This window comes from Massilia antarctica (assembly GCF_015689335.1).
Lineage (GTDB): Bacteria > Pseudomonadota > Gammaproteobacteria > Burkholderiales > Burkholderiaceae_D > Telluria_A > Telluria_A antarctica.
On sequence record NZ_CP065053.1, the window covers coordinates 4137227 to 4155775 of the forward strand.

The following is an 18549-nucleotide window of genomic DNA, read 5'->3' on the forward strand; positions in this document are numbered from 1 at the left end:
AGAGGTGACACCCCATGCACTCCAGCGTATCGACCCATCAGAGGGTGTCGCGCAAGTGGCTGTCCTTGTAGCCGCTGCGGTGCTGGTCTGGCAGGCACCGGGCGGCTGGGCTTGGCGCAGGTGATTGTCGAGCGCGGCATCGCCGTCATGATGGCGTATCTTCGCGTCCGGTCGCCGCCGGCAAGCCGGCATGATCGCCGTCGGGCCGGCGCCATGGGTCGACGTGCGTCATCAGCGACAACACCCGATGGCGCGCCATGACCTTGCGGCGGGCGGCAACGGCAATGTCGTGGCCGGCTTCGACCGGGATCGTGGCATCGACTTCGATGTGGACATCGACAACGATCATGTCGCCCATCTTGCGGGTGCGCACATCGTGCACCCCCATGACACCCGGGGTTTCTTTCAGGGTGAGGATGATTGCCTGCAGTTCCTGCGCGTCGACGCCACGGTCCATCAACTCATGCAGCGCATCCCATGCAAACCCCCACCCCATTTTGCCGATCATCAGACCGACGATCAGCGCGGCGATGGGATCGAGCAGGGGATAGCCCGCCAGGTTTCCGGCGATCCCTATCCCCACCACCAGGGAGGATGCCGCATCCGAGCGGGCATGCCAGGCATTGGCGACAAGCATGCTTGACTTGACCCGCGTGGCGATCTTCAGCATATAGCGGAACAAGATTTCCTTCGCCACCAGGGCTAGCGCCGCCACGGCGAGTGCCGCCGCATGGACCAGTGGAATGGTTTCCGGGGCTGCCAGCTTGCCGATGGCGGACCACGCCATGGCGGCACCGACAACGAGCAGCAAAGTGCCCACGACCAGCGAAGCGGCATTTTCGAAGCGCTGGTGGCCGTAGGGGTGGTCCGCATCGGCTTGCTTGGCGCCGTGATGGCTTGCGAACAGCACGACAAAATCAGCGACCAGGTCGGATAGCGAGTGCATGCCGTCGGCGATCAATCCCTGCGATTTTGCCAGTACGCCGACCGTGATCTGCACGCAGCTCAGTGCGATGTTGACGGCGACACTGATCCAGGTACTGCGCGACGCAGCGGCGCTGCGCTCGGCCGCCGTATGCGTGTCGTCGTCAGCATTGTCGACAGTGTCGTTAACATTCATCATCACTGCCATGTTCAAGCACCTGGCGCGCCAGGTCGGGTGTGGCGCTTGCTGCCGTTGATCGTGGCAAGGAAATACTTGCCCGGCCTGCGCCGCCGCGCGCGTTCTCCACGCAGGCGTCGGTGCGCTTGAACCGTCTCATTTCGGGAGCATTCTGCGCAGCGTGTCATCGCGCAGCAGGTAGTGGTGATACAGGGCTGCGCTTGCATGCACGCCGATCAGGACATAGCCGACTGTCGCACCGGTCTCGTGGATCTCCTTGAGCACGCGCGCCAACGCCTTGCTTTCATTGAGAAGCGCCGGGAGATGCAATCCGAAGAAGGGAATTGGCGTGCCTTTTGCGCTCAGAAGCAAGCATCCCAATATCGGCATGCCGAGCATGAAGACATACAGCGCCGCCTTCATCGACTTGGCCGCCGTCGCCTGCCACTGCGCCGGGGCGGGCGAAATTGCCGGGGCAGGTCCCATGAAGTAAACGGCCAGGCGCAAAGCCGTCAAGGCAAGGGTGGAAATGCCGAGCATGTAGTGCCAGGTTTTCATCGCTTCGCGCATGCTGCTGCCCTTCGGATAAAAATCGCGCAGCTCCATGCTTGCGTAAACCGCCGCCAGCAGGAACAGGACGAACCAATGCAGGCCTGCGGGAAGCCACCCGTATTGCGTCGGACTGTTTCTCCATTTCATACATTCTCCAGAACGTGTCAACCATGTCGACGTGCAGCAGGGGACTCGCGACCGTCAGGAATGGCAGGGCATGGCGACGCGTCAACGATGCAATGCGATTGAGTGTATTGATCCAGTCTCGAAAAAACGTTGATGTATATCAAAAATGCTTCCGCCCGAGAAGGTCCCCTGGCGCGCCTGGGACTGGGCTTCGGGCCGCTGCCAGGTCTGCGCTGCGACGGGGTGCGGATCACGGCGCGTCCCTGGGCTGTTGTGCCTCCCTTCGACGATGTGATTGCTGGCTGAAAACCGGGTCATGCCGCTCGGGGGCAACCCTGTTTCAAGTGGAATTTTTGATCCACATCAAAAATGCAAGTATTGCTTGGAATTATTGCACCGAGGCGTACGAGGTGTGTGGGTTAGCGCACAGATCGCAGGTTCCGCTCCCATCGAGACTGAATGACGGTCACTCAAGCAAGCTGTTCAGGCACACCCTGGAACGTAGTGTAGGCCGGTTTCGTCCGTCAACATTAGCTATCAGGAGAAGCGTCATGGGAAGAATCATCGGGATCGACCTGGGCACGACGAACTCGTGCGTGGCCATCATCGAGAACGGCCAGCCGAAGGTCATCGAGAATGCGGAAGGCACCCGCACCACGCCGTCGATCATCGCTTACCAGGAGGATGGGGAAATCCTGGTGGGCGCCGCGGCCAAGCGGCAAGCCGTCACCAATCCGAAAAATACGCTGTTCGCCGTCAAACGCCTGATTGGCCGCAAATTCGACGAAAAGGAAGTACAGAAGGATATTGCGCTCATGCCGTTTCAAATTGTCAAGGCCGACAATGGCGACGCCTGGATCGGCGTGCGCGACAAGAAGCTGGCACCGCCGCAAATATCGTCCGAAGTCCTGCGCAAGATGAAGAAAACGGCGGAAGACTACCTGGGCGCTGAGGTCACCGAGGCAGTGATCACGGTACCGGCCTATTTCAACGATGCGCAACGCCAGGCGACCAAGGACGCGGGACGCATCGCCGGCCTGGACGTCAAGCGCATCATCAACGAGCCGACCGCGGCGGCGCTCGCCTTCGGCCTGGACAAGAGCAACAAGGACGACCGCAAGATCGCCGTGTACGACCTGGGCGGCGGCACCTTCGACGTGTCGATCATCGACATCGCCACTGTCGACGGGGAAAAGCAATTTGAAGTCCTGTCGACCAACGGTGATACTTTCCTCGGCGGCGAAGACTTTGACCAGCGCATCATCGACTACATCATCGACGAATTCAAGAAAATCAACGGCCTGGACTTGAAGAAGGATCCGATTGCCCTGCAGCGTATCAAGGCATCGGCCGAGCGCGCGAAGATCGAATTGTCGTCGGCCCAGCAGACCGACATCAACGAGCCGTATATCGCCATGGCAAACGGTGCACCGGTGCACTTGAACCTGAAGTTCACCCGCGTCAAGCTCGAGTCGCTGGTCGAGGAGCTGATCGCCGCGACCATCGAACCGTGCCGCGTCGCCATCAGGGATGCCGGCGTCAAGGTTGCCGAGATCGACGACATCATCCTCGTCGGTGGCATGACGCGCATGCCCAAGGTGCAGGAGAAGGTCAAGGAATTCTTCGGCAAGGAGCCGCGCAAGGATGTCAATCCGGACGAAGCCGTTGCCGTGGGCGCGGCCTTGCAAGGCTCGGTGTTGTCGGGTGAGCGCAAGGATCTGCTGCTGCTTGACGTGACACCCCTGTCGCTGGGAATCGAAACCATGGGTGGCGTGATGACCAAGATGATCCACAAGAACACCACCATTCCAACCAGGTTCAGCCAGGTGTTTTCGACCGCCGACGATAACCAGCCCGCCGTGACCATCAAAGTCTACCAGGGCGAACGCGAGATCGTGGCCGGCAACAAGGCGCTCGGCGAATTCAATCTGGAAGGCATTCCGCCCGCTGCGCGCGGCACCCCGCAGATCGATGTGTCGTTCGACATCGATGCCAACGGCATCTTGCACGTGGGGGCCAGGGACAAGGCGTCCGGCAAGGAAAACAAGATTACGATCAAGGCCAACTCCGGCCTGACCGAGGCGGAGATCCAGAAGATGGTCAACGACGCTGACATCAATGCCGAAGGCGACAAACAGCTCAAGGCACTTGCCGACATGCGCAATGCGGCCGACGCGCTGATCCACACGACGCGCAAGGCCTTGCTCGCCCACGGCGACAAGCTGCCGGCGAACGAGCGCGACAGCGTTGAAGCGGCAATCGCGGGGCTCGATGCTGTACTTCAATTTGGAACTCAGGCGGAGCTGGAACCGAGAATCGCGGCGCTGTCGGCGGCTGCGGGCAAGCTGGACGAACTTGCTCGTGCCCGGCATCAGGCAGCGCACGATGGCGCGCCTGCGGCAGAGGCGGCCACGCAGCGCGAGGACGTCGTCGACGCCGACTTCACCGAGGCAAGATAGGTCGGCCGCGCCGCCTGTCCTTGTCGAAGGCGCGGCAATGGTCCCCCATCACGGACAGCCTGTCGGCGTTCGTGTCAATGCTACACCACCTGAAATGATCGGAAAAATATGAAAATCGGCTATGTCTATGTCTTTAACACCCATGTCGAAGCGGAAGACGCGATTCGCGCAATGAGCAAAGCTGGTTTCGATGTGACCAAGCTTTCGCTCATTGGCAAGGGATATCACAGTGAGGAACATGCAGTCGGCTTTTATTCGCAAGGCGATCGCATCAAGTCCTGGGGGACCACGGGTGCACTCTGGGGCGGCATAGGGGGCTTGCTGCTGGCACCGGCAGTATTTTTCATCCCGGGCATCGGACTGCTTGCGCTGGCCGGACCAATCGTGACCGCGCTCATCGGGGCGCTGGAAGGGGCCGTGCTCGTTGGCGGCTTCTCGGCATTGGGAGCGGCGCTGAGCAGCTCGGACATTGGCAATGACAAAGTCATCGAATACGAGACCGCCCTCAAGGCCGACAAGTATTTGCTGATGGTCCACGGCAGCGCGCAGGACGTGGCGAAAGCGAGCGCTTTGCTGGCCGACCTCGTGCCGCCCAAGTAAGGAACGGCCACCATGCGATGCCCTGAGCGCGATCATCGCGGCACTGCCCGGCGCATGGGCGTGATTTTCGCGGCGTGGGCGCTGGCGTTGGTCAGCGCTTGCACATCGGTCGCGTCCCAGCTTCCGGGTACGGCGATGAACGATGTGCCGGCAGCATGGTCGGCCCACGCCGACATTCTCGCCCCCGGAACGGCGGAATTGGCGCAATGGTGGCTGCGCTTCGACGATCCGATGCTGAGCCGCTTGATAGCGCAAGCGTTGCTGACGAACACCAGCGTGGTCGGTGCCCAGGCGGCCCTGCGCCAGGCGCGGGCGCTGCGCGACGTGTCAGCGGCCGCACTGCGGCCGGCCATGCTGGCCTCGGCATCGGCGCAACATGGTGCGGGCGGTGGCAACGATAGCGGCAAGCGCTTCGCGGCCCGACTCGACGCAAGCTGGGAGCTCGACCTGTTCGGCGCTCAGCGCAGCGCGCTTGCCGCCAGCGCGGCTGCCGCCGCAGCGAGCGCCGCCAGCCTGGCCGATGTGCAAGTGTCCGTGTGCGCCGAGGTGGCGATCAATTACATTGCCATGCGCGGCGCCCAGGCGCGGCTTGCGCTTGCTCGCGCCAATCTGGCAAGCCAGCAAACTACTTTCGACATCACCCGTTGGCGCTTGCAAGCCGGATTGGTCAGTGAATTGGAGTTCGAGCAGGCGCGTGCGGCCGTCGCACAGACGCGCGCCCAATTGCCGGCGTTTCAATCGAGCATAGAACAATTGGGCCATGCGCTCGCAGGGCTGGCCGGGCGCCCTCCGGCTGCCTTGGCCAGCGCCCTGGCCGAAGCCGGTCCGGTCCCGCAAGCGGGCGAGAGCCTGGCATTGCGCATCCCGGCCGACACCTTGCGCCAGCGGCCCGACGTGCGCGCGGCCGAGCATCTGGTGGCGCTGGCCATGGCCCGCGTGGCGCAAGCGAATGCGGCGCGCTTGCCTGACTTCCGGCTTGCCGGTTCGCTGGGCCTGAGCGGGCGCACGCTGGGCGCGCTCAGTGGCGGCGCGGCGCTGGCCGGCACCGTGCTCGCCGGCATGGCGGCGCCCTGGTTCGACGGTGGCGCCCTGCGCGCCCAGGTGCGGATGCAGCAAGGAGCGCGCGATATGGCCCTTGCCGCCTACCGTGCCAGTGTGCTCAATGCCCTGACCGAGGTCGAGGATGCCCTGGTCGCGTTGCGCAGCGACCGCGAACGCCAGGCGCGCCTGCGTCTTGCGGCCGCGGCTGCCGCCAATGCCGCGCGCCTGGCACGTCAATGGTTCAGCAGTGGCATCGTCGATTTCCAGGTGGTACTCGATACGCAGCGCACGCAGCTGTCCACACAGGATGGCGTGGTCAGCGCCGGCATCGATGTCAGCACCGACCATGTGCGCTTGTACAAGGCACTGGGCGGCGGCTGGAATCCGCAGGCGCAGGATGCGACGACCACCCCGGCCGCAGCACCCACTTCAGCAGACCGTCAATGAACCCGGCGCCTCCCTCGACCGCGGTCGTACCCGATCCCGACAGCGCATCGGCGCCAGGCGATATCGCCACCTTGCTCGGCGAACCCGGCCGCCGCCCATGGTATCGCAGCCCCTTGCTATGGAGCGCTGTCCTGGTTGCGCTGCTGTCGGCGGGAGCGCTGTGGTACTGGGCGGCCGGACGCGAGGCCGGCGCCAGGCCGAGCTACACCACGCAGCTGGTCGCGCGCGGAAACCTCACGCTGAGCGTGACCGCCAACGGCACCTTGCAAGCTACGCGCTCGATCAATATTGGCAGTGAACTGTCGGGCACCGTACTGACGGTCCATGTCGATGTCAACGACCACATCAAGAAGGGGCAGGTGCTGGTCGAACTGGACCCGGCCAAATTGCGCAACCAGGTCCTGCGTTCCACCGCTGCGCTCGGCGCAGCGAGCGCGAAGCTGGCGCAAACGGCGGCCACGGTAAAAGAGGCGCAGGCCACGCTGGCCCGTTTCGAGGAGGTAGCGCTGTTGTCAAACGGCATGGTTCCGGCCCAAAAAGAGCTCGATAGCGCGCGCGCCACGCGCGATCGTGCGCGCGCCGACCAGGCCGGTGCACGCGCCGGCGTGGCCGATGCGCAGGCGGCGCTGTCGACCGATCGGATCAACCTGTTCAAATCCTCCATCAGCGCGCCCGCCGATGGCGTGGTCCTCACGCGCAATGTCGACCCAGGCAACGCGGTGGCCGCTTCGCTGCAGGCCGTCACCTTGTTCAGCGTGGCCGAAGACCTTGCCAGATTGCGGCTCTGGGTCTACGTCGACGAGGCCGATGTCGGCTCCGTCAAGGCGGGGCAAGATGCGACATTCACGGTCAGCGCCTATCCCGGCCGCAAATTCCCGGCCCGTATCACCCGGGTCGGCTTTGGTTCGACGATCACCGACAATGTCGTGACCTATCTGACCTACCTCGATGTGGACAACGCCGAGCTGAGCCTGCGTCCCGGCATGACGGCCAGCGCCACCATTATTGCGATGCAACATGACGATGTGCTGCTGGTACCCAATGCCGCACTGCGCTTCACGCCCACGGTCGCCGGCACGGCCACGCCAAAGGGCGGCATCGTCGCCAGCCTGATTCCCGGCCGCCCGCGCAACGGTACGCGCAAATCGGCCGCCGCCGGTGCCAGCACCGCGCAAGCGCGCGAAGTGTGGGTGCTGTCGAACGATGGCAAGGGTGTGGCGGTGGCGCTAGCGGTGACGCCGGGCATCAGCGACGGGCGCATGACGGAAATTACCGGCGGCGATCTGCAGGCGGGCATGCGCGTGATCACGGACCAGAAGAAGGTGGCCGCCAAATGAGCGCGCTGCTGATCCGCCTGTGTGGCGTGAGCAAGGTCTACGGCACGGGCCCGGCGCGGCTCATGGCGCTCAAGGGCGTCGACCTTGACATCGCGGCCGGCGAGTTTGTCGCCATCATGGGGCCCAGCGGCTCCGGCAAGTCCACCGCGATGAATATTCTTGGGGGACTGGATACCCCCAGCGCGGGCCATTACATCTTCAAGGGTGTGCATGTCGAGACGCTTTCGCGCGACCAGCGCGCCCGCCTGCGGCGCCGCTATCTGGGTTTTGTGTTCCAGGGCTTCAATTTGCTTGCCCGCACATCGGCCCGGGAAAACGTGGAGTTGCCGCTGCTCTATCGCGGCGACAATCCCAAGGCGCGGCGCGCGGCGGCGCTTGAAGCGCTGCGCTCGGTTGGGCTTGCTGGCTGGGAGCACCACACGCCGGCCGAACTGTCCGGGGGGCAGCAGCAGCGGGTGGCGATCGCGCGCGCGATCGTCACCGCGCCGGCCGTGTTGCTGGCCGACGAGCCCACCGGAAACCTCGACACCCAGCGCAGCCACGAGATCATGGGGCTGATCCTGGCATTGAACCGGGACCACGGCATCACGGTGCTGATGGTGACGCACGAGCCGGACATGGCCGCCTACGCGCACCGGCTGGTGCGCTTCGTCGACGGCAGCATTGCCGGCGATGTCGTCAATCCGCATCCGCTGACTGAAGCGCCGATCGTGGCGGAGACGCGCTGATGTTGACGAGCACGCTCATGCTCGCGCTGCGCTCGATCCGGCGTAATCTGCTGCGTTCCTTTCTCACGATACTGGGCATCGTCATCGGTGTGAGCGCGGTCATCACCATGGTCACCTTGGGGAAAGGCGCGACCTTGGCCGTGCAGAATCAGATCTCGGGTCTGGGCGCCAATCTGTTGATGGTGCGGGCAGGACAACGCCAGGGACCGGGAGGCGCCGCACGGGCGCCGCAATTCAAGCAGGCCGATGCGCAAGCGATCCTGGCGCAGATCGGTGGTGTTGCGGCGGCCGCTCCTGAAGGGCGCGCCAGCGTCACCGTCGTGGGCAACGGGCGCAATTGGGCCACCAGCGTGACCGGCAGCAGCAATGCCTGGTTTGCGATAGGCAATTGGAACATCGCCCACGGGCGCCTGTTTGAAGACGAGGAACAGGGCGCCGGCGCGGCCGTGTGCATCATCGGTGAAACCGTGCGGCGCGAGATCTTCGGTGGCAAGGCCGGACTCGGCGAGCAATTGCGCATCAAGCAGTTCTCATGCGATGTGATCGGCGTGCTGGCCTCGAAAGGCCAGGGGGCGATGGGCAACGACCAGGACGACACTGTCGTGCTGCCATTGCGCACGCTGCAGCGCAGGGTCACGGGCAGTCTCAAGGTCGCTACCCTGCTCGTGTCGATGGAAGAGGGCAGCGACAGCGCGCGCCTGAAGGCAAGCTTGCGGCAACTGTTGCGCGAGCGCCGCCAGCGCGCCGACGGCGACGACGACAACTTCAACATCCTCGACACGCAGCAACTGGCCGATACGCTTTCCGGCACCACCAGAGTGATGACAACCCTGCTGGGCGCGGTCGCCGCTGTGAGTCTGTTAGTCGGTGGCATCGGCATCATGAATATCATGCTCGTCAGCGTGACGGAACGCACGCGCGAAATCGGCCTGCGGCTGGCCATTGGCGCGCTCGAGAACGAAGTATTGCTGCAGTTTTTGATAGAGGCCGTCGTGCTGGCGACGCTGGGCGGGCTGGTGGGAATCGTCATCGCCGGCGGCGCCTCGTATGGGCTGGCCAGCGTGATGGGCGTGCCGTATGCATTCGATCCGGCCATCAATCTGCTGTCCTTCCTTTTTTCGGCCGCGATTGGCGTCCTGTTCGGCTATTTTCCGGCCCGGCGCGCCGCACAGATGGATCCGATCGAGGCGTTAAGGCATGAATAGGCCGAACTGCGCCGTCGATGTTGGCCCAGTTCGTGCGGCGCGGGTTCGGTCGCGCACAGACTGGGCTTGCGGAAGCGTTCACAATGGATCGATTGGCAGCCGCGCTTCGGCCCTTGGCGCGGCACGCGGCGGCCCCAACGTACATCCCGGCCACATCGTTTCTCTCATTGATCAAGGACTACGCCGTGAGTACCCCATTCTCCATTTTCCGACGTCTGGCCGGCGGGCTCGGGACATCGAATGCCGCACGGCAAGCGGACCAGGACAGAGCGCTCCGTGAGGTGACGGCGCGCGCGACCAGGCCGTCCCGATCCGTTAGCGCTGCCGCCAACGTCAGGCGCTTGTCAACGACATGGCAATTGCATGGCGAAACGCCGCAGACGCCCTCCAACTTGATGTAGTACCTGAGCGGTGACGAGAACGCCGCGCTCCAACCTGGAGGAAATATGTTGACCAATTTATTAGACCGCGGATGCGTTTATCGCAGTACAGCTTTTCGCTGGTCCGCGAGTGTCGATGTTACTGCACAGTCGGACGCCGCCGCGGCCCTCCAGTCCGCTCCGTGAACGCGTCACAGTCAACCCAGGCGCATCCCTGGCATGCCCTGGAGTCAGGCATTGCCATGGAGCGCTTGAGCAGCGACGCGACGACGGGGCTGTCGTCGCAGGCGGTGGCCCGACGCCTGCTCGAGCACGGGCCGAACGCGCTGCCCGAGCCCGCTCAACGCGCGTTTTTCATTGTCCTGCTGCGCCAGTTTCAAAGCCCGCTGATTGATATCTTGTTCGTCGCCGCGGCGTTGGCGGCCGCCATGGGGCATTGGGGGGACGCTGCCGTGATCTTGGGGGTGGTGCTGGCCAACGCCCTGATCGGGACCTATCAGGAGGGGCGCGCCGAACGCTCGATGGCTGCCCTGCGCAAGCTGTCGACCTTGCAGGTGCGCGTGCTGCGCGATGGCGGCGAGCAGGCCGTGGCGGCACGCGACCTGGTCCCTGGCGACATACTGTTACTGGCCGCCGGTGACGCGGTCGGGGCTGACGCCCGTCTGATCGACGCGGCCGCGCTGGCGGTGGCCGAGGCCACACTGACGGGCGAATCGGTCCCGGTGTCGAAGAATGCAGCGGCCTTGCCGGAAGCGACCGGCCTGGCGGATCGACGCAATATGGTGTTTTCCGGTACCTACATCAGCGCCGGCCGGGCGCGCGCACTGGTCACCGCCACCGGCATTCATACCGAAGTAGGCGCCATCGCGCGCCTGACCGAAGGCGCCGAGGAACCGAAGACTCCGCTGGAGGTTCGCATCACCCAATTCGGCCGCTACCTGGTGATCGCCGCGATCGGGCTCTTCGTGGCGGTGATGGTGCTCGGTCTGGCGCGCGGCCTGCCGTTCTCCGAGGTGCTGATGGTGGCGATCAGCCAAATGGTATCGGTGATACCCGAAGGACTGCCAGTGGCGATGACGATCGCGCTCGCCGTCGGCATGCGGCGCATGGCCGCACGCGGGGCCATCATTCGCCGCCTGTCGGCGGTCGAGACCCTGGGGGCGATCACCGTCATTTGCAGCGACAAGACCGGCACGCTCACGCGCAACGAAATGACCGTGAGCGCGCTATGGTTGCTCGGCGGAAGGGTCATCGATATCGCCGGGGTGGGGTACGCGCCGCAGGGCGATCTGACCGAATCGGGGGCTGCGCTGGCGGGCGCCGACCCTCAGCTCATGGCATTGTTGGAGGCCGTCGTGCTATGCAACGACGCCGAACTGCTTCCTCCCGGGGGCGAAACGACCCAGTGGACGGTGCTCGGCGACCCGACCGAAGCGGCCTTGCTGGTCGCCGCTAACAAGGCCGGTGTCGAGATCGGCGATGTGCGCAGGAATTGCCCGCGCGTGGCCGAAGTACCGTTTGATTCGGACACGAAGATGATGGCCACCAGTCACCGCAGCGTGGCTGGTCCATGCACGGTTTACATCAAGGGTGCGCCCGAGGCCGTGCTGCGGCTGTGCGGCGGCGATGGCCAGGCAGCGCTGCACGCCGCCCACGCGGCCGCCGACGAGATGGCCGGGCGCGCATTGCGCGTGCTGGCCGTTGCAAGTATCGATAACTATCGGCTGGAATCGGCGGCCGGCTTCGACCAACTAGCCGGTCGCGCCACCTTGCTCGGCATGCTCGGTCAGATCGATCCACCCCGTGAAGAGGTCAAGGTAGCGGTGAGCGCATGCCGCGCGGCCGGGATCCGGCCGATCATGGTCACGGGCGATCACAAGCTGACCGGGATGGCCATTGCACGCGCGTTGGGAATCGTGCAGGACGGGGATCGTGGCGTCGACGGCGCGGAACTGGAGCGCATGAACGATGCCGAATTGCTGGAAGGACTGGATAACATTGCCGTGTTCGCGCGCGTGCACCCGGCGCAGAAATTGCGCATTGTGGAAGCGCTGCAAGCGCGCGGCGACGTTGTCGCCATGACCGGGGATGGGGTCAACGACGCCCCGGCGCTGGCCCGGGCGGACGTCGGTGTGGCGATGGGCATCACCGGCACCGAGGTGGCCAAGAGCGCGGCAAAGATCGTTATTACCGATGATAACTTCGCCACCATCGTTGGCGCGGTCGAGCAGGGAAGGGTGGTCTACCGTAACTTGAAGAAAGTGATTCTGTTCCTGTTCGTTACGTCGATCGATGAGGTACTCGTGCTCCTCCTGGCGCTGCTCGCCGGGTTCCCGCTGCCGCTGGCCGCGGTACAGATTCTGTGGATTAACATCGTTACCGAAAGCACGCTGACAGTCAATCTGGTGATGGATCCGCCGGACGGCGATGAAATGCGCCGGGCGCCGATTCCGCGCAACGACCGGCTGCTGGATAACGCCATGCTCTGGCGCATCGCGATGCTGACCCCGATGGCGGTGGCCGCTACCTTCGGCTGGTTCGTATGGCGCCAGTCCAATGGCGTGCCTTACGACCTTGTACGGACTGAAACCTTCACCATACTGGCGCTGTGCCAGTGGTTCAATGCGCTGAACTGCCAGTCGGCGTCGCGCTCGGTCCTGCAGTTCGGCATCCTGCGCAATCGCTGGTTGATTGGCGGCCTGGCCCTGAGCATTGTGCTGCACGCTGGCGTGTTGTACTGGCCGCCCTTGAACGCGCTGTTCCACACGCTGCCGATTCCGCCCGCCAATCTGCTTCCCCTCGTGGCGTTGGCGAGCAGCGTACTGTGGGTGGAGGAACTGCGCAAGTGGGGAGTTCGTTTACGGCGAAACGGATCGGCGTTGCGGAAAATCTTGCCGGCAGCGTCCTGAGCGGTCCGATCATTCGGTGACGTACTTGCCCAAACGCGGCGGCGCATCAGCGGACCGCGCAGCATCACTTTTCGTTAGTCCGATCGCATTTCAAGGCGGCTTGCAAGGGACCTGCATGCGCTTGCCACCAGATCGGTGACGCATCCACCTTCATCATGGCCACCCTCAAAGTCCCGGCGGGCGGAGCTTTACAAATCCATGTTGTCAGCAAGCTTCTCCCCAAACCCTTCCACGCGCGCCATGCCGGAGCGTGCATGCCCGGTTCAGGAGCGCGAAAAATCAATCAGCGCGCGCCCGCTCGAACGGTCTATCCGCAAGGCGACCGTGCAGCCCGTTTGTATCGCCGGCAGATCGATCGCTTCGATGGGCTGGGCGATGTCGCGCTGCGTTGCCGGCGCCTGTACATCCACCAGGCGCACCACGCACAGCGGATGGTCATTGATCAGGGTGCCGCTCTGGCGCGCACTGACCACCTTTGCATAGCAAAGTTCGCCGTGCGCGAGCAGCCTGGCGTCGGCTGCCCGTGCACGAAACAAGCCGCGGATCTGCCAGGCGGTGTGCCCGCCAACCAGCAGGACCACTGCCGCCGCGATCGCAATAGCGCTGAAGTCGCTCATGCGTCAACCCAGATGAATCTGTTTTGAATCCATTTTCAACAGCTTGTCGCTGGTCACCATGACGTGGTCGCCGTGCAGGCGCAGATAGTCCCTGGCCTGATAATCGAGCTGGCCTGCGCGCAGATGGTCGGTTTGCTCGACCTGGCGATAGCAGACACGGGCGACCTGGCGTACTTTGTCCAACAGCATTTCCAGCGCCTGCCCGGTATGACGCAGCACCCCAAGTGCGCCTTGCCACTGGCGGCCCTGATAGCGCAGTTCCTGCGCGACCACGACAGCGCTCTCGGCGCGAATGCCCAACTGCCCCGATGTCAAGGACAGCGCTGCGCTCTCCAGGCTGATCGTGTCGTCGCTGAAGACGTGCACCCGGCCGCCGTAGCCGATCGCCATGGCGCCCTCGACGCCGACCCGGGCGGTGCGCGCGCTATCCCTTTCCAGCACGGCGATCAGGTAACTTTGCTGGCGGCTCGGACCGGAGACCAGCACCTTGTCGCCCGTCTCCGGATGGAGCAGGCAACTGGCGGCGCGCTTGCAGGTCAGGGTGCCGCCATGGAGGTCCAACAAAAAATTGCCATGGCCAAGATCGGCGACGACCGTGGCAATGGTGTGAATGGCCGCATCAAGGGCGCTGGCATGTTCGAGTACGGTATGCATGGTGGACATCCTTTAAAAAGAGGGGGAGGTGATCGCCGTGGCAGGTTCAGCGCGACCAGAGTTCGGCGTGCAGCAGTGGCTCGTCATGTTCGATGAGGCCGCGCCGGCTGGTCCATGTCGCGCCGGCTTGCGCGCTGCGATGCAGCCGGGTGCGCTCAAAGCCGGCGTGGCTGAAGCTGGCGTCGCGCAGATCGGCATGGGAAAAATCGGCGAAGCGCAGGTCGGTGTCGCGGAAGTCGGCGCCTTCGCAGCATGCTGCATGGAAATTGGCGTAAGCGAGCCTGGCACCGCGCACGTTGGCGCTACGCAGACTGGCACGCGGCCACAAGGTTTGTTCAAAAAAACCGCCGGACAGATCGGCGCCGTCGAGATTAGCCTCGGCAAACAAGGCATAGCGTGCCTGCACGCCCCGCAGTTGCGCGCCCTGCAGTTGCGCACCCTTGAACATGCAGTGCTCGATAGTGGACCCGCTGAAGTCGGTCTGAGCCAGATCGCTTTCCACGAACTGGCACATCGGCATGGCCAGTCCGGCAAAACCATTCCCGCTCAGCTTGGCTTTGGCGAAAACAACGTTCTTCAAGCTGGCCGCGCGCCACAGGGCACCGGCGAAATCGACCTCCATGAACACGGTTTTTTCCAACAGCGCTTCGGAGAAATCGCAGCCCTGCGCCGAGCATTCGGTCACACACAAGATGTCCGCCCTGAGAGCGATCAGCTTGGCACCATCGAGCTTGCAGCGAAGTAGAGTGGCGTTGCTCAAGCACGACGATTCCAATAGCGCACCACGTAGATCGCATTCGAGCATGGTGGCGCCACTGGCATCTGCGCGATTCATTCGAGCTTGGCTCAGGCTGCATTGGTTCCAGGTCGTTTTGGACAATGTCGCACCGCGAAGATCGGCCTGTTCAAAATTGCAGTTCATGAAGTTGCACTCGCTCAGATCGGCGCCATCGAGCTGAGCACCTCGAAAATCGGTCTGATTGAATTGCCCCCCGGCTAGTTCGAGGCCTGTCAGCACCGCCCCGCGCAGATCGAGTCTGTCCAAGCCCTCGCCGTCCCTGATTGTCGATCGCAGATGTTGTGCTTGCATGGCGGTTTAAAATATCAGGTTCATGAATCTGCTATTCATCAGTACTCCGCCATTTTCGGTGGACACTGTCGAAGTTTGGTTATAAGCGATATTTCCTTCGACTTTCATGCCATTGATGTCGCGCTTCCACGCGCACATATCGGTTTTTATACCGAACAGGCTCAATGCTTTTCCGAGAAAGGCTAATTGGACGAGTCGTATGTTTGTGTTCAGTGGCACCACGGAGAACGCTGTTGTGGCGTAGGAGAATTTGACAATCCCGACCACGTCGACCGCGTAGGTAGCCGTTATCCCGAGTTTATTGTCGTAAGTGCCGCCACCAGTGCCACCGGAAGCGCCGCCCCCGGCGCCGCCCGCCTTGATGAACACGTTACCGCCAACAATGTTATGTACGCCGGTCGTATGGTAATCGGCATTGCTCGCGGTCACCTTATGTCCGCCATGCACAACGTGAACGTGGCTGCCTTCGACGATGTGGTCCTGGTTTCCACTGACCGCGCGCACATAGTCACCGATCACATTCTGTTCCTGGTTCCCATTCAGCCTGTGTGCCTGGTTGCCATGCAAATCGTAGTTGCGATGTCCATGCACGGTGTAATTGTGGTCGCCGTGCAGGACGTAATTGTGATTGCCGTAAATGGTTTCGTTGTAGTCGCCGGTCACGACATGCCCGTGGTCTCCGGTCACTTTGTGCGCATGGCCACTATGATGCTGCTCGGTGCTGGCACCAGCGACCGTGCGCGTACTCGTGCCCCCGACCGCATGGACATGATTGGCGCCAATGGCGGTCGCTTTATTGGCGCCGACACTTTCCGTGAGGTTGGCCGCCACCGATTGGGTCGCGTTGGCGCCGATCGACTCCGTATGGTTGGCGCCAATGGTCTCGGCCTGATTGTTGCCGACCGTATTGGTCTTGTCGTGTTCCACTTCGATCAGGAAATCCTTTTCGGCATGCAGCGCCAGCCTTTCCGCGCCCATGGCGTCCTCGAACTCCAGCGAATTGGCATTGGCGGGCGAACCGCCCTTGGTCGAGCGCGACACGATACCGCTTTTGCTGGCAGCGCCCGGCAGCCCGAACGGGGGCATCTGGTCGGCGTTGTACGTGCTGCCGATGACGATCGGGCGGTCGGCCTCGCCACCGATGAAATCAACCACGACTTCCTGACCCACCCGCGGGATGTACAAGGTGCCGAAATTGGAACCGGCCCAGCTCGTTGCCACACGCAGCCAGCACGAACTGTTTTCGTCCATATTGCCGTAGCGGTCCCAGCGGAACTGCACTTTGATACGACCGTATTCGTCGGTCCAGATTTCCTCGCCCGCCGGGCCGACCACGGTCGCCGTTTGCGGCCCGTTGGTGCGCGGCTTGGGCGTGACCCTGCGCGGGCGAAATGGCAGGCTGGTCGGTTGCGTGACGAAATCGCATTCGTAGCACGCCGGGGTCGGGTCGCTGGCGTAACAAGGTTCCTGCAAGCGATACGTCACGCTCACCAGCAAGTACTCGCGGTTGGCATCGTCGCGCGGACAGCTCGTCAGCTTGAAGCGGTAGCCGGGCGCCAGGGCGCGCACGGTGGCGTGACCATGGTCGCGTTCACGCTCGGACTGCAATCCTTCGAGGCGAATGCGGCTGTAATGGTCGGATTCGCCCATGTCGGCATAGCCACCCATCCAGTCGTAGACTTCCATGTCGCCATGCTGGTGCGCACCGGCATTGGCGCGCTGGTTCTGCAACCTGGCGCGCGGCTTGGTGAAATTGTAGTCGTCCGTCACGTAGCTGCCCGGCGCGATTTCTTGCGCCACGTGGTAGCGGTCGATGAACTCTTCCTGGGGCGTGGCCACTCGCTCGGCCTTGAAGAAGGGGATCGAGGCGTAGCCGGGCAGTACTTCGTGCGCGCCAATATCATCGGCCAGCACCAGGGTATGGCTGCCCAGCGCATGCTTGAAGTAATAATAAATGCCTTCGTGCTCCATCAGGCGGCTGACGAAGTCGAAGTCGGTCTCCTGGTACTGCACGCAATAGGTCCAGCTACGATAATTGCCGGTCAGATTAAGCTCCAGGGCAAAGCCATATTCCCCGAGTACTTCCTGCAAGATCGCGGCGACGCTCTTGTTCTGGAAGATCTTGCAGTCCTTGGTTTGGGTAAGCAGCCACAACCACGGACGCACGATGGCACGGTAGCGGTAGCTGCGCGCGGTGGCCCCTTCGCGGCCGACCAGCATGCCGCGCCCGACGATGCCGTTCAGGTAGCGCACCGCGCCGTCGCGTGTTTGTACTTCCACCGTCAATGGCTGGCCCAGCAGCGCCGTCAAGTCCAGCGCGTTACTATCGGCAATCATGTCCACTTCAAATTCAAACAATTGCGACAGCGCTTCGGTGCCGCGCAGGGCGCTAAAGCGCAGTACCTCGTCACCGAGTGGCGTGTGGGCTTTTACAATGCGTTCCATATCAATTTCCTTGTAGGCTTAAACACAAATTCCGGGCGTGAACAGTCGCTTATGGGGCGATGTCGCGTAATAGTTCTGCCACCTTCGGCCACCAGAAGTCAACGCCATCCGGGTCCAGCACATAGCGGTGGGCGCACTCCTTGAAGTGGCCGAGGTTGACAAATTCCGCGCTGGCGCCGTGCTCGCAATAGGCCTCATGCAGCGAGCGGGCATAGTCCAGCGACCAAAAGCTGTCGTTGTCGGCGTACAGCCACAGCGAGCGCACCCTGGCGCGCCGGCCGTAGTACCGGAACGCTTCGCGCAGCGGCTGCTGCCAGGGCTCGTCCGACTCGCCGCGCAGGCCGCCGGCAAAGTTCACCAGGGCGCGTACGCCGGCGTGTGGCTTCATACCGTAGGCCAAGGTTCCCAGCGCGCCATACGAATGCCCGCTGACGATGATGCGGCTGGCGTCGATATACGGCTTGCCCGACATGGCCAGCACCACGGTCTCGATGTCACGCGCACAGACCAGTGAGCCGGAAAGCGGATTGGACCAATGGCTCAAATGGCGGCCGCCCGAGTCGGCAAAACCCCGGCGGTTGGGCGCAAGCACTGCATAGCCTTGGCGTAGCAGGACGGTGGCCAGGGCGTCCGGCCGGCTGCGCGCTTGAAACACGGTATTACCGAAATTCCTGCCGTGGTTAAAGACCCAGAGCGGAAACGGCCCCGGCCCGCCGGGCAGGTACAAGGTAGTCACCATCATGACTGGCTCGGCCTCGCGCGAGGCGATCTGCAGGATGCGGGAGGCCCGCCTGGGTGGAGGGCAATAGGCCGGACTGGTGACGACGCTGCGGTACTTCAAGGAAAACCCTTTCTGA

Annotated in this window: 15 protein-coding genes; 8 read left to right on the top strand and 7 right to left on the bottom strand. The window is 63.2% G+C overall.

The genetic code is table 11. From position 1 onward, the window contains the following. Nucleotides 1-145: 145 nt before the first annotated feature. Together IV454_RS18560 and IV454_RS18565 are read right to left on the bottom strand one after the other, a co-directional pair. Nucleotides 146-1123, bottom strand: coding sequence for a cation diffusion facilitator family transporter (locus IV454_RS18560; protein ID WP_229522337.1), 978 nt, complete (start codon nucleotides 1121-1123; stop codon nucleotides 146-148). Nucleotides 1124-1258: 135 nt separating this feature from the next. Further along, nucleotides 1259-1801 (bottom strand): cytochrome b, encoded by a 543-nt coding sequence (locus IV454_RS18565; RefSeq protein ID WP_206087271.1) that lies wholly within the window; start codon nucleotides 1799-1801, stop codon nucleotides 1259-1261. A 132-nt stretch (nucleotides 1802-1933) separates the two neighbouring features. On the opposite strand from IV454_RS18565, the gene IV454_RS18570 reads away from it, so the two are divergent. The 8 genes from IV454_RS18570 to IV454_RS18605 all read left to right on the top strand — a co-directional run bounded on the left by IV454_RS18570 (nucleotide 1934) and on the right by IV454_RS18605 (nucleotide 12886). After that, a complete protein-coding gene (locus tag IV454_RS18570; protein ID WP_206087272.1) occupies nucleotides 1934-2086 on the top strand; it encodes a hypothetical protein in 153 nt (50 codons plus the stop codon). Nucleotides 2087-2331: 245 nt separating this feature from the next. Continuing rightward, on the top strand, nucleotides 2332-4239 hold the full coding sequence (gene dnaK / locus IV454_RS18575) for a molecular chaperone DnaK (protein ID WP_206087273.1): 1908 nt from the start codon (nucleotides 2332-2334) through the stop codon (nucleotides 4237-4239). 108 nt (nucleotides 4240-4347) lie between these two features. Beyond that, on the top strand, nucleotides 4348-4839 hold the full coding sequence (locus IV454_RS18580; RefSeq protein ID WP_206087274.1) for a DUF1269 domain-containing protein: 492 nt from the start codon (nucleotides 4348-4350) through the stop codon (nucleotides 4837-4839). A gap of 12 nt (nucleotides 4840-4851) precedes the next feature. After that, complete coding sequence (locus IV454_RS18585) at nucleotides 4852-6327, top strand: efflux transporter outer membrane subunit (RefSeq protein ID WP_206087275.1); 1476 nt, start codon at nucleotides 4852-4854, stop codon at nucleotides 6325-6327. Further along, nucleotides 6324-7664, top strand: a complete 1341-nt coding sequence (locus tag IV454_RS18590) for an efflux RND transporter periplasmic adaptor subunit (protein WP_206087276.1) — start codon at nucleotides 6324-6326, stop codon at nucleotides 7662-7664. The genes IV454_RS18585 and IV454_RS18590 overlap by 4 nt, the downstream gene beginning before the upstream one ends. Then, nucleotides 7661-8392 (top strand): ABC transporter ATP-binding protein, encoded by a 732-nt coding sequence (locus IV454_RS18595; protein ID WP_206087277.1) that lies wholly within the window; start codon nucleotides 7661-7663, stop codon nucleotides 8390-8392. The genes IV454_RS18590 and IV454_RS18595 overlap by 4 nt, the downstream gene beginning before the upstream one ends. Beyond that, entirely contained in the window at nucleotides 8392-9597 is a 1206-nt protein-coding gene (locus IV454_RS18600) for an ABC transporter permease (RefSeq protein WP_206087278.1), read from the top strand. Before IV454_RS18595 ends, IV454_RS18600 begins: the two co-directional genes overlap by 1 nt. Nucleotides 9598-10219: 622 nt before the next feature. Further along, complete coding sequence (locus IV454_RS18605) at nucleotides 10220-12886, top strand: HAD-IC family P-type ATPase (protein WP_229521695.1); 2667 nt, start codon at nucleotides 10220-10222, stop codon at nucleotides 12884-12886. Between the two features lie 263 nt (nucleotides 12887-13149). Here the strand turns inward: IV454_RS18605 and IV454_RS18610 are convergent, their stop codons facing one another. Genes IV454_RS18610 through IV454_RS18630 form a run of 5 tightly spaced genes read right to left on the bottom strand, consistent with a single transcriptional unit; the run spans nucleotide 13150 to nucleotide 18533 of the window. Then, the gene (locus IV454_RS18610) at nucleotides 13150-13503 is read right to left on the bottom strand and encodes a hypothetical protein (protein WP_206087280.1); all 354 of its coding nucleotides are present in this window, start codon (nucleotides 13501-13503) and stop codon (nucleotides 13150-13152) included. A 3-nt stretch (nucleotides 13504-13506) separates the two neighbouring features. Then, nucleotides 13507-14157, bottom strand: a complete 651-nt coding sequence (locus IV454_RS18615) for a DUF3540 domain-containing protein (RefSeq protein ID WP_206087281.1) — start codon at nucleotides 14155-14157, stop codon at nucleotides 13507-13509. 46 nt (nucleotides 14158-14203) lie between these two features. Continuing rightward, nucleotides 14204-15202, bottom strand: coding sequence for a pentapeptide repeat-containing protein (locus IV454_RS18620; RefSeq protein ID WP_206087282.1), 999 nt, complete (start codon nucleotides 15200-15202; stop codon nucleotides 14204-14206). Nucleotides 15203-15253: 51 nt separating this feature from the next. Continuing rightward, nucleotides 15254-17692: a type VI secretion system Vgr family protein gene (locus IV454_RS18625; protein ID WP_206087283.1), complete on the bottom strand. Its 2439-nt coding sequence runs from the start codon at nucleotides 17690-17692 to the stop codon at nucleotides 15254-15256. 49 nt (nucleotides 17693-17741) lie between these two features. Further along, entirely contained in the window at nucleotides 17742-18533 is a 792-nt protein-coding gene (locus tag IV454_RS18630) for a dienelactone hydrolase family protein (protein WP_206087284.1), read from the bottom strand. Between the last annotated feature and the right edge of the window lie 16 nt (nucleotides 18534-18549).

Bases quoted from the DNA above. Each gene is read 5' to 3' on its own strand.
- IV454_RS18605 (WP_229521695.1), top strand. From the start codon at position 10,220: ATGGAGCGCTTGAGCAGCGACGCGACGACGGGGCTGTCGTCGCAGGCG.
- IV454_RS18565 (WP_206087271.1), bottom strand. From the start codon at position 1,801: ATGAAATGGAGAAACAGTCCGACGCAATACGGGTGGCTTCCCGCAGGC.
- IV454_RS18600 (WP_206087278.1), top strand. From the start codon at position 8,392: ATGTTGACGAGCACGCTCATGCTCGCGCTGCGCTCGATCCGGCGTAAT.
- IV454_RS18580 (WP_206087274.1), top strand. From the start codon at position 4,348: ATGAAAATCGGCTATGTCTATGTCTTTAACACCCATGTCGAAGCGGAA.
- IV454_RS18585 (WP_206087275.1), top strand. From the start codon at position 4,852: ATGCGATGCCCTGAGCGCGATCATCGCGGCACTGCCCGGCGCATGGGC.
- dnaK (WP_206087273.1), top strand. From the start codon at position 2,332: ATGGGAAGAATCATCGGGATCGACCTGGGCACGACGAACTCGTGCGTG.
- IV454_RS18590 (WP_206087276.1), top strand. From the start codon at position 6,324: ATGAACCCGGCGCCTCCCTCGACCGCGGTCGTACCCGATCCCGACAGC.
- IV454_RS18595 (WP_206087277.1), top strand. From the start codon at position 7,661: ATGAGCGCGCTGCTGATCCGCCTGTGTGGCGTGAGCAAGGTCTACGGC.
- IV454_RS18560 (WP_229522337.1), bottom strand. From the start codon at position 1,123: ATGATGAATGTTAACGACACTGTCGACAATGCTGACGACGACACGCAT.
- IV454_RS18610 (WP_206087280.1), bottom strand. From the start codon at position 13,503: ATGAGCGACTTCAGCGCTATTGCGATCGCGGCGGCAGTGGTCCTGCTG.
- IV454_RS18625 (WP_206087283.1), bottom strand. From the start codon at position 17,692: ATGGAACGCATTGTAAAAGCCCACACGCCACTCGGTGACGAGGTACTG.
- IV454_RS18615 (WP_206087281.1), bottom strand. From the start codon at position 14,157: ATGCATACCGTACTCGAACATGCCAGCGCCCTTGATGCGGCCATTCAC.
- IV454_RS18570 (WP_206087272.1), top strand. From the start codon at position 1,934: ATGTATATCAAAAATGCTTCCGCCCGAGAAGGTCCCCTGGCGCGCCTG.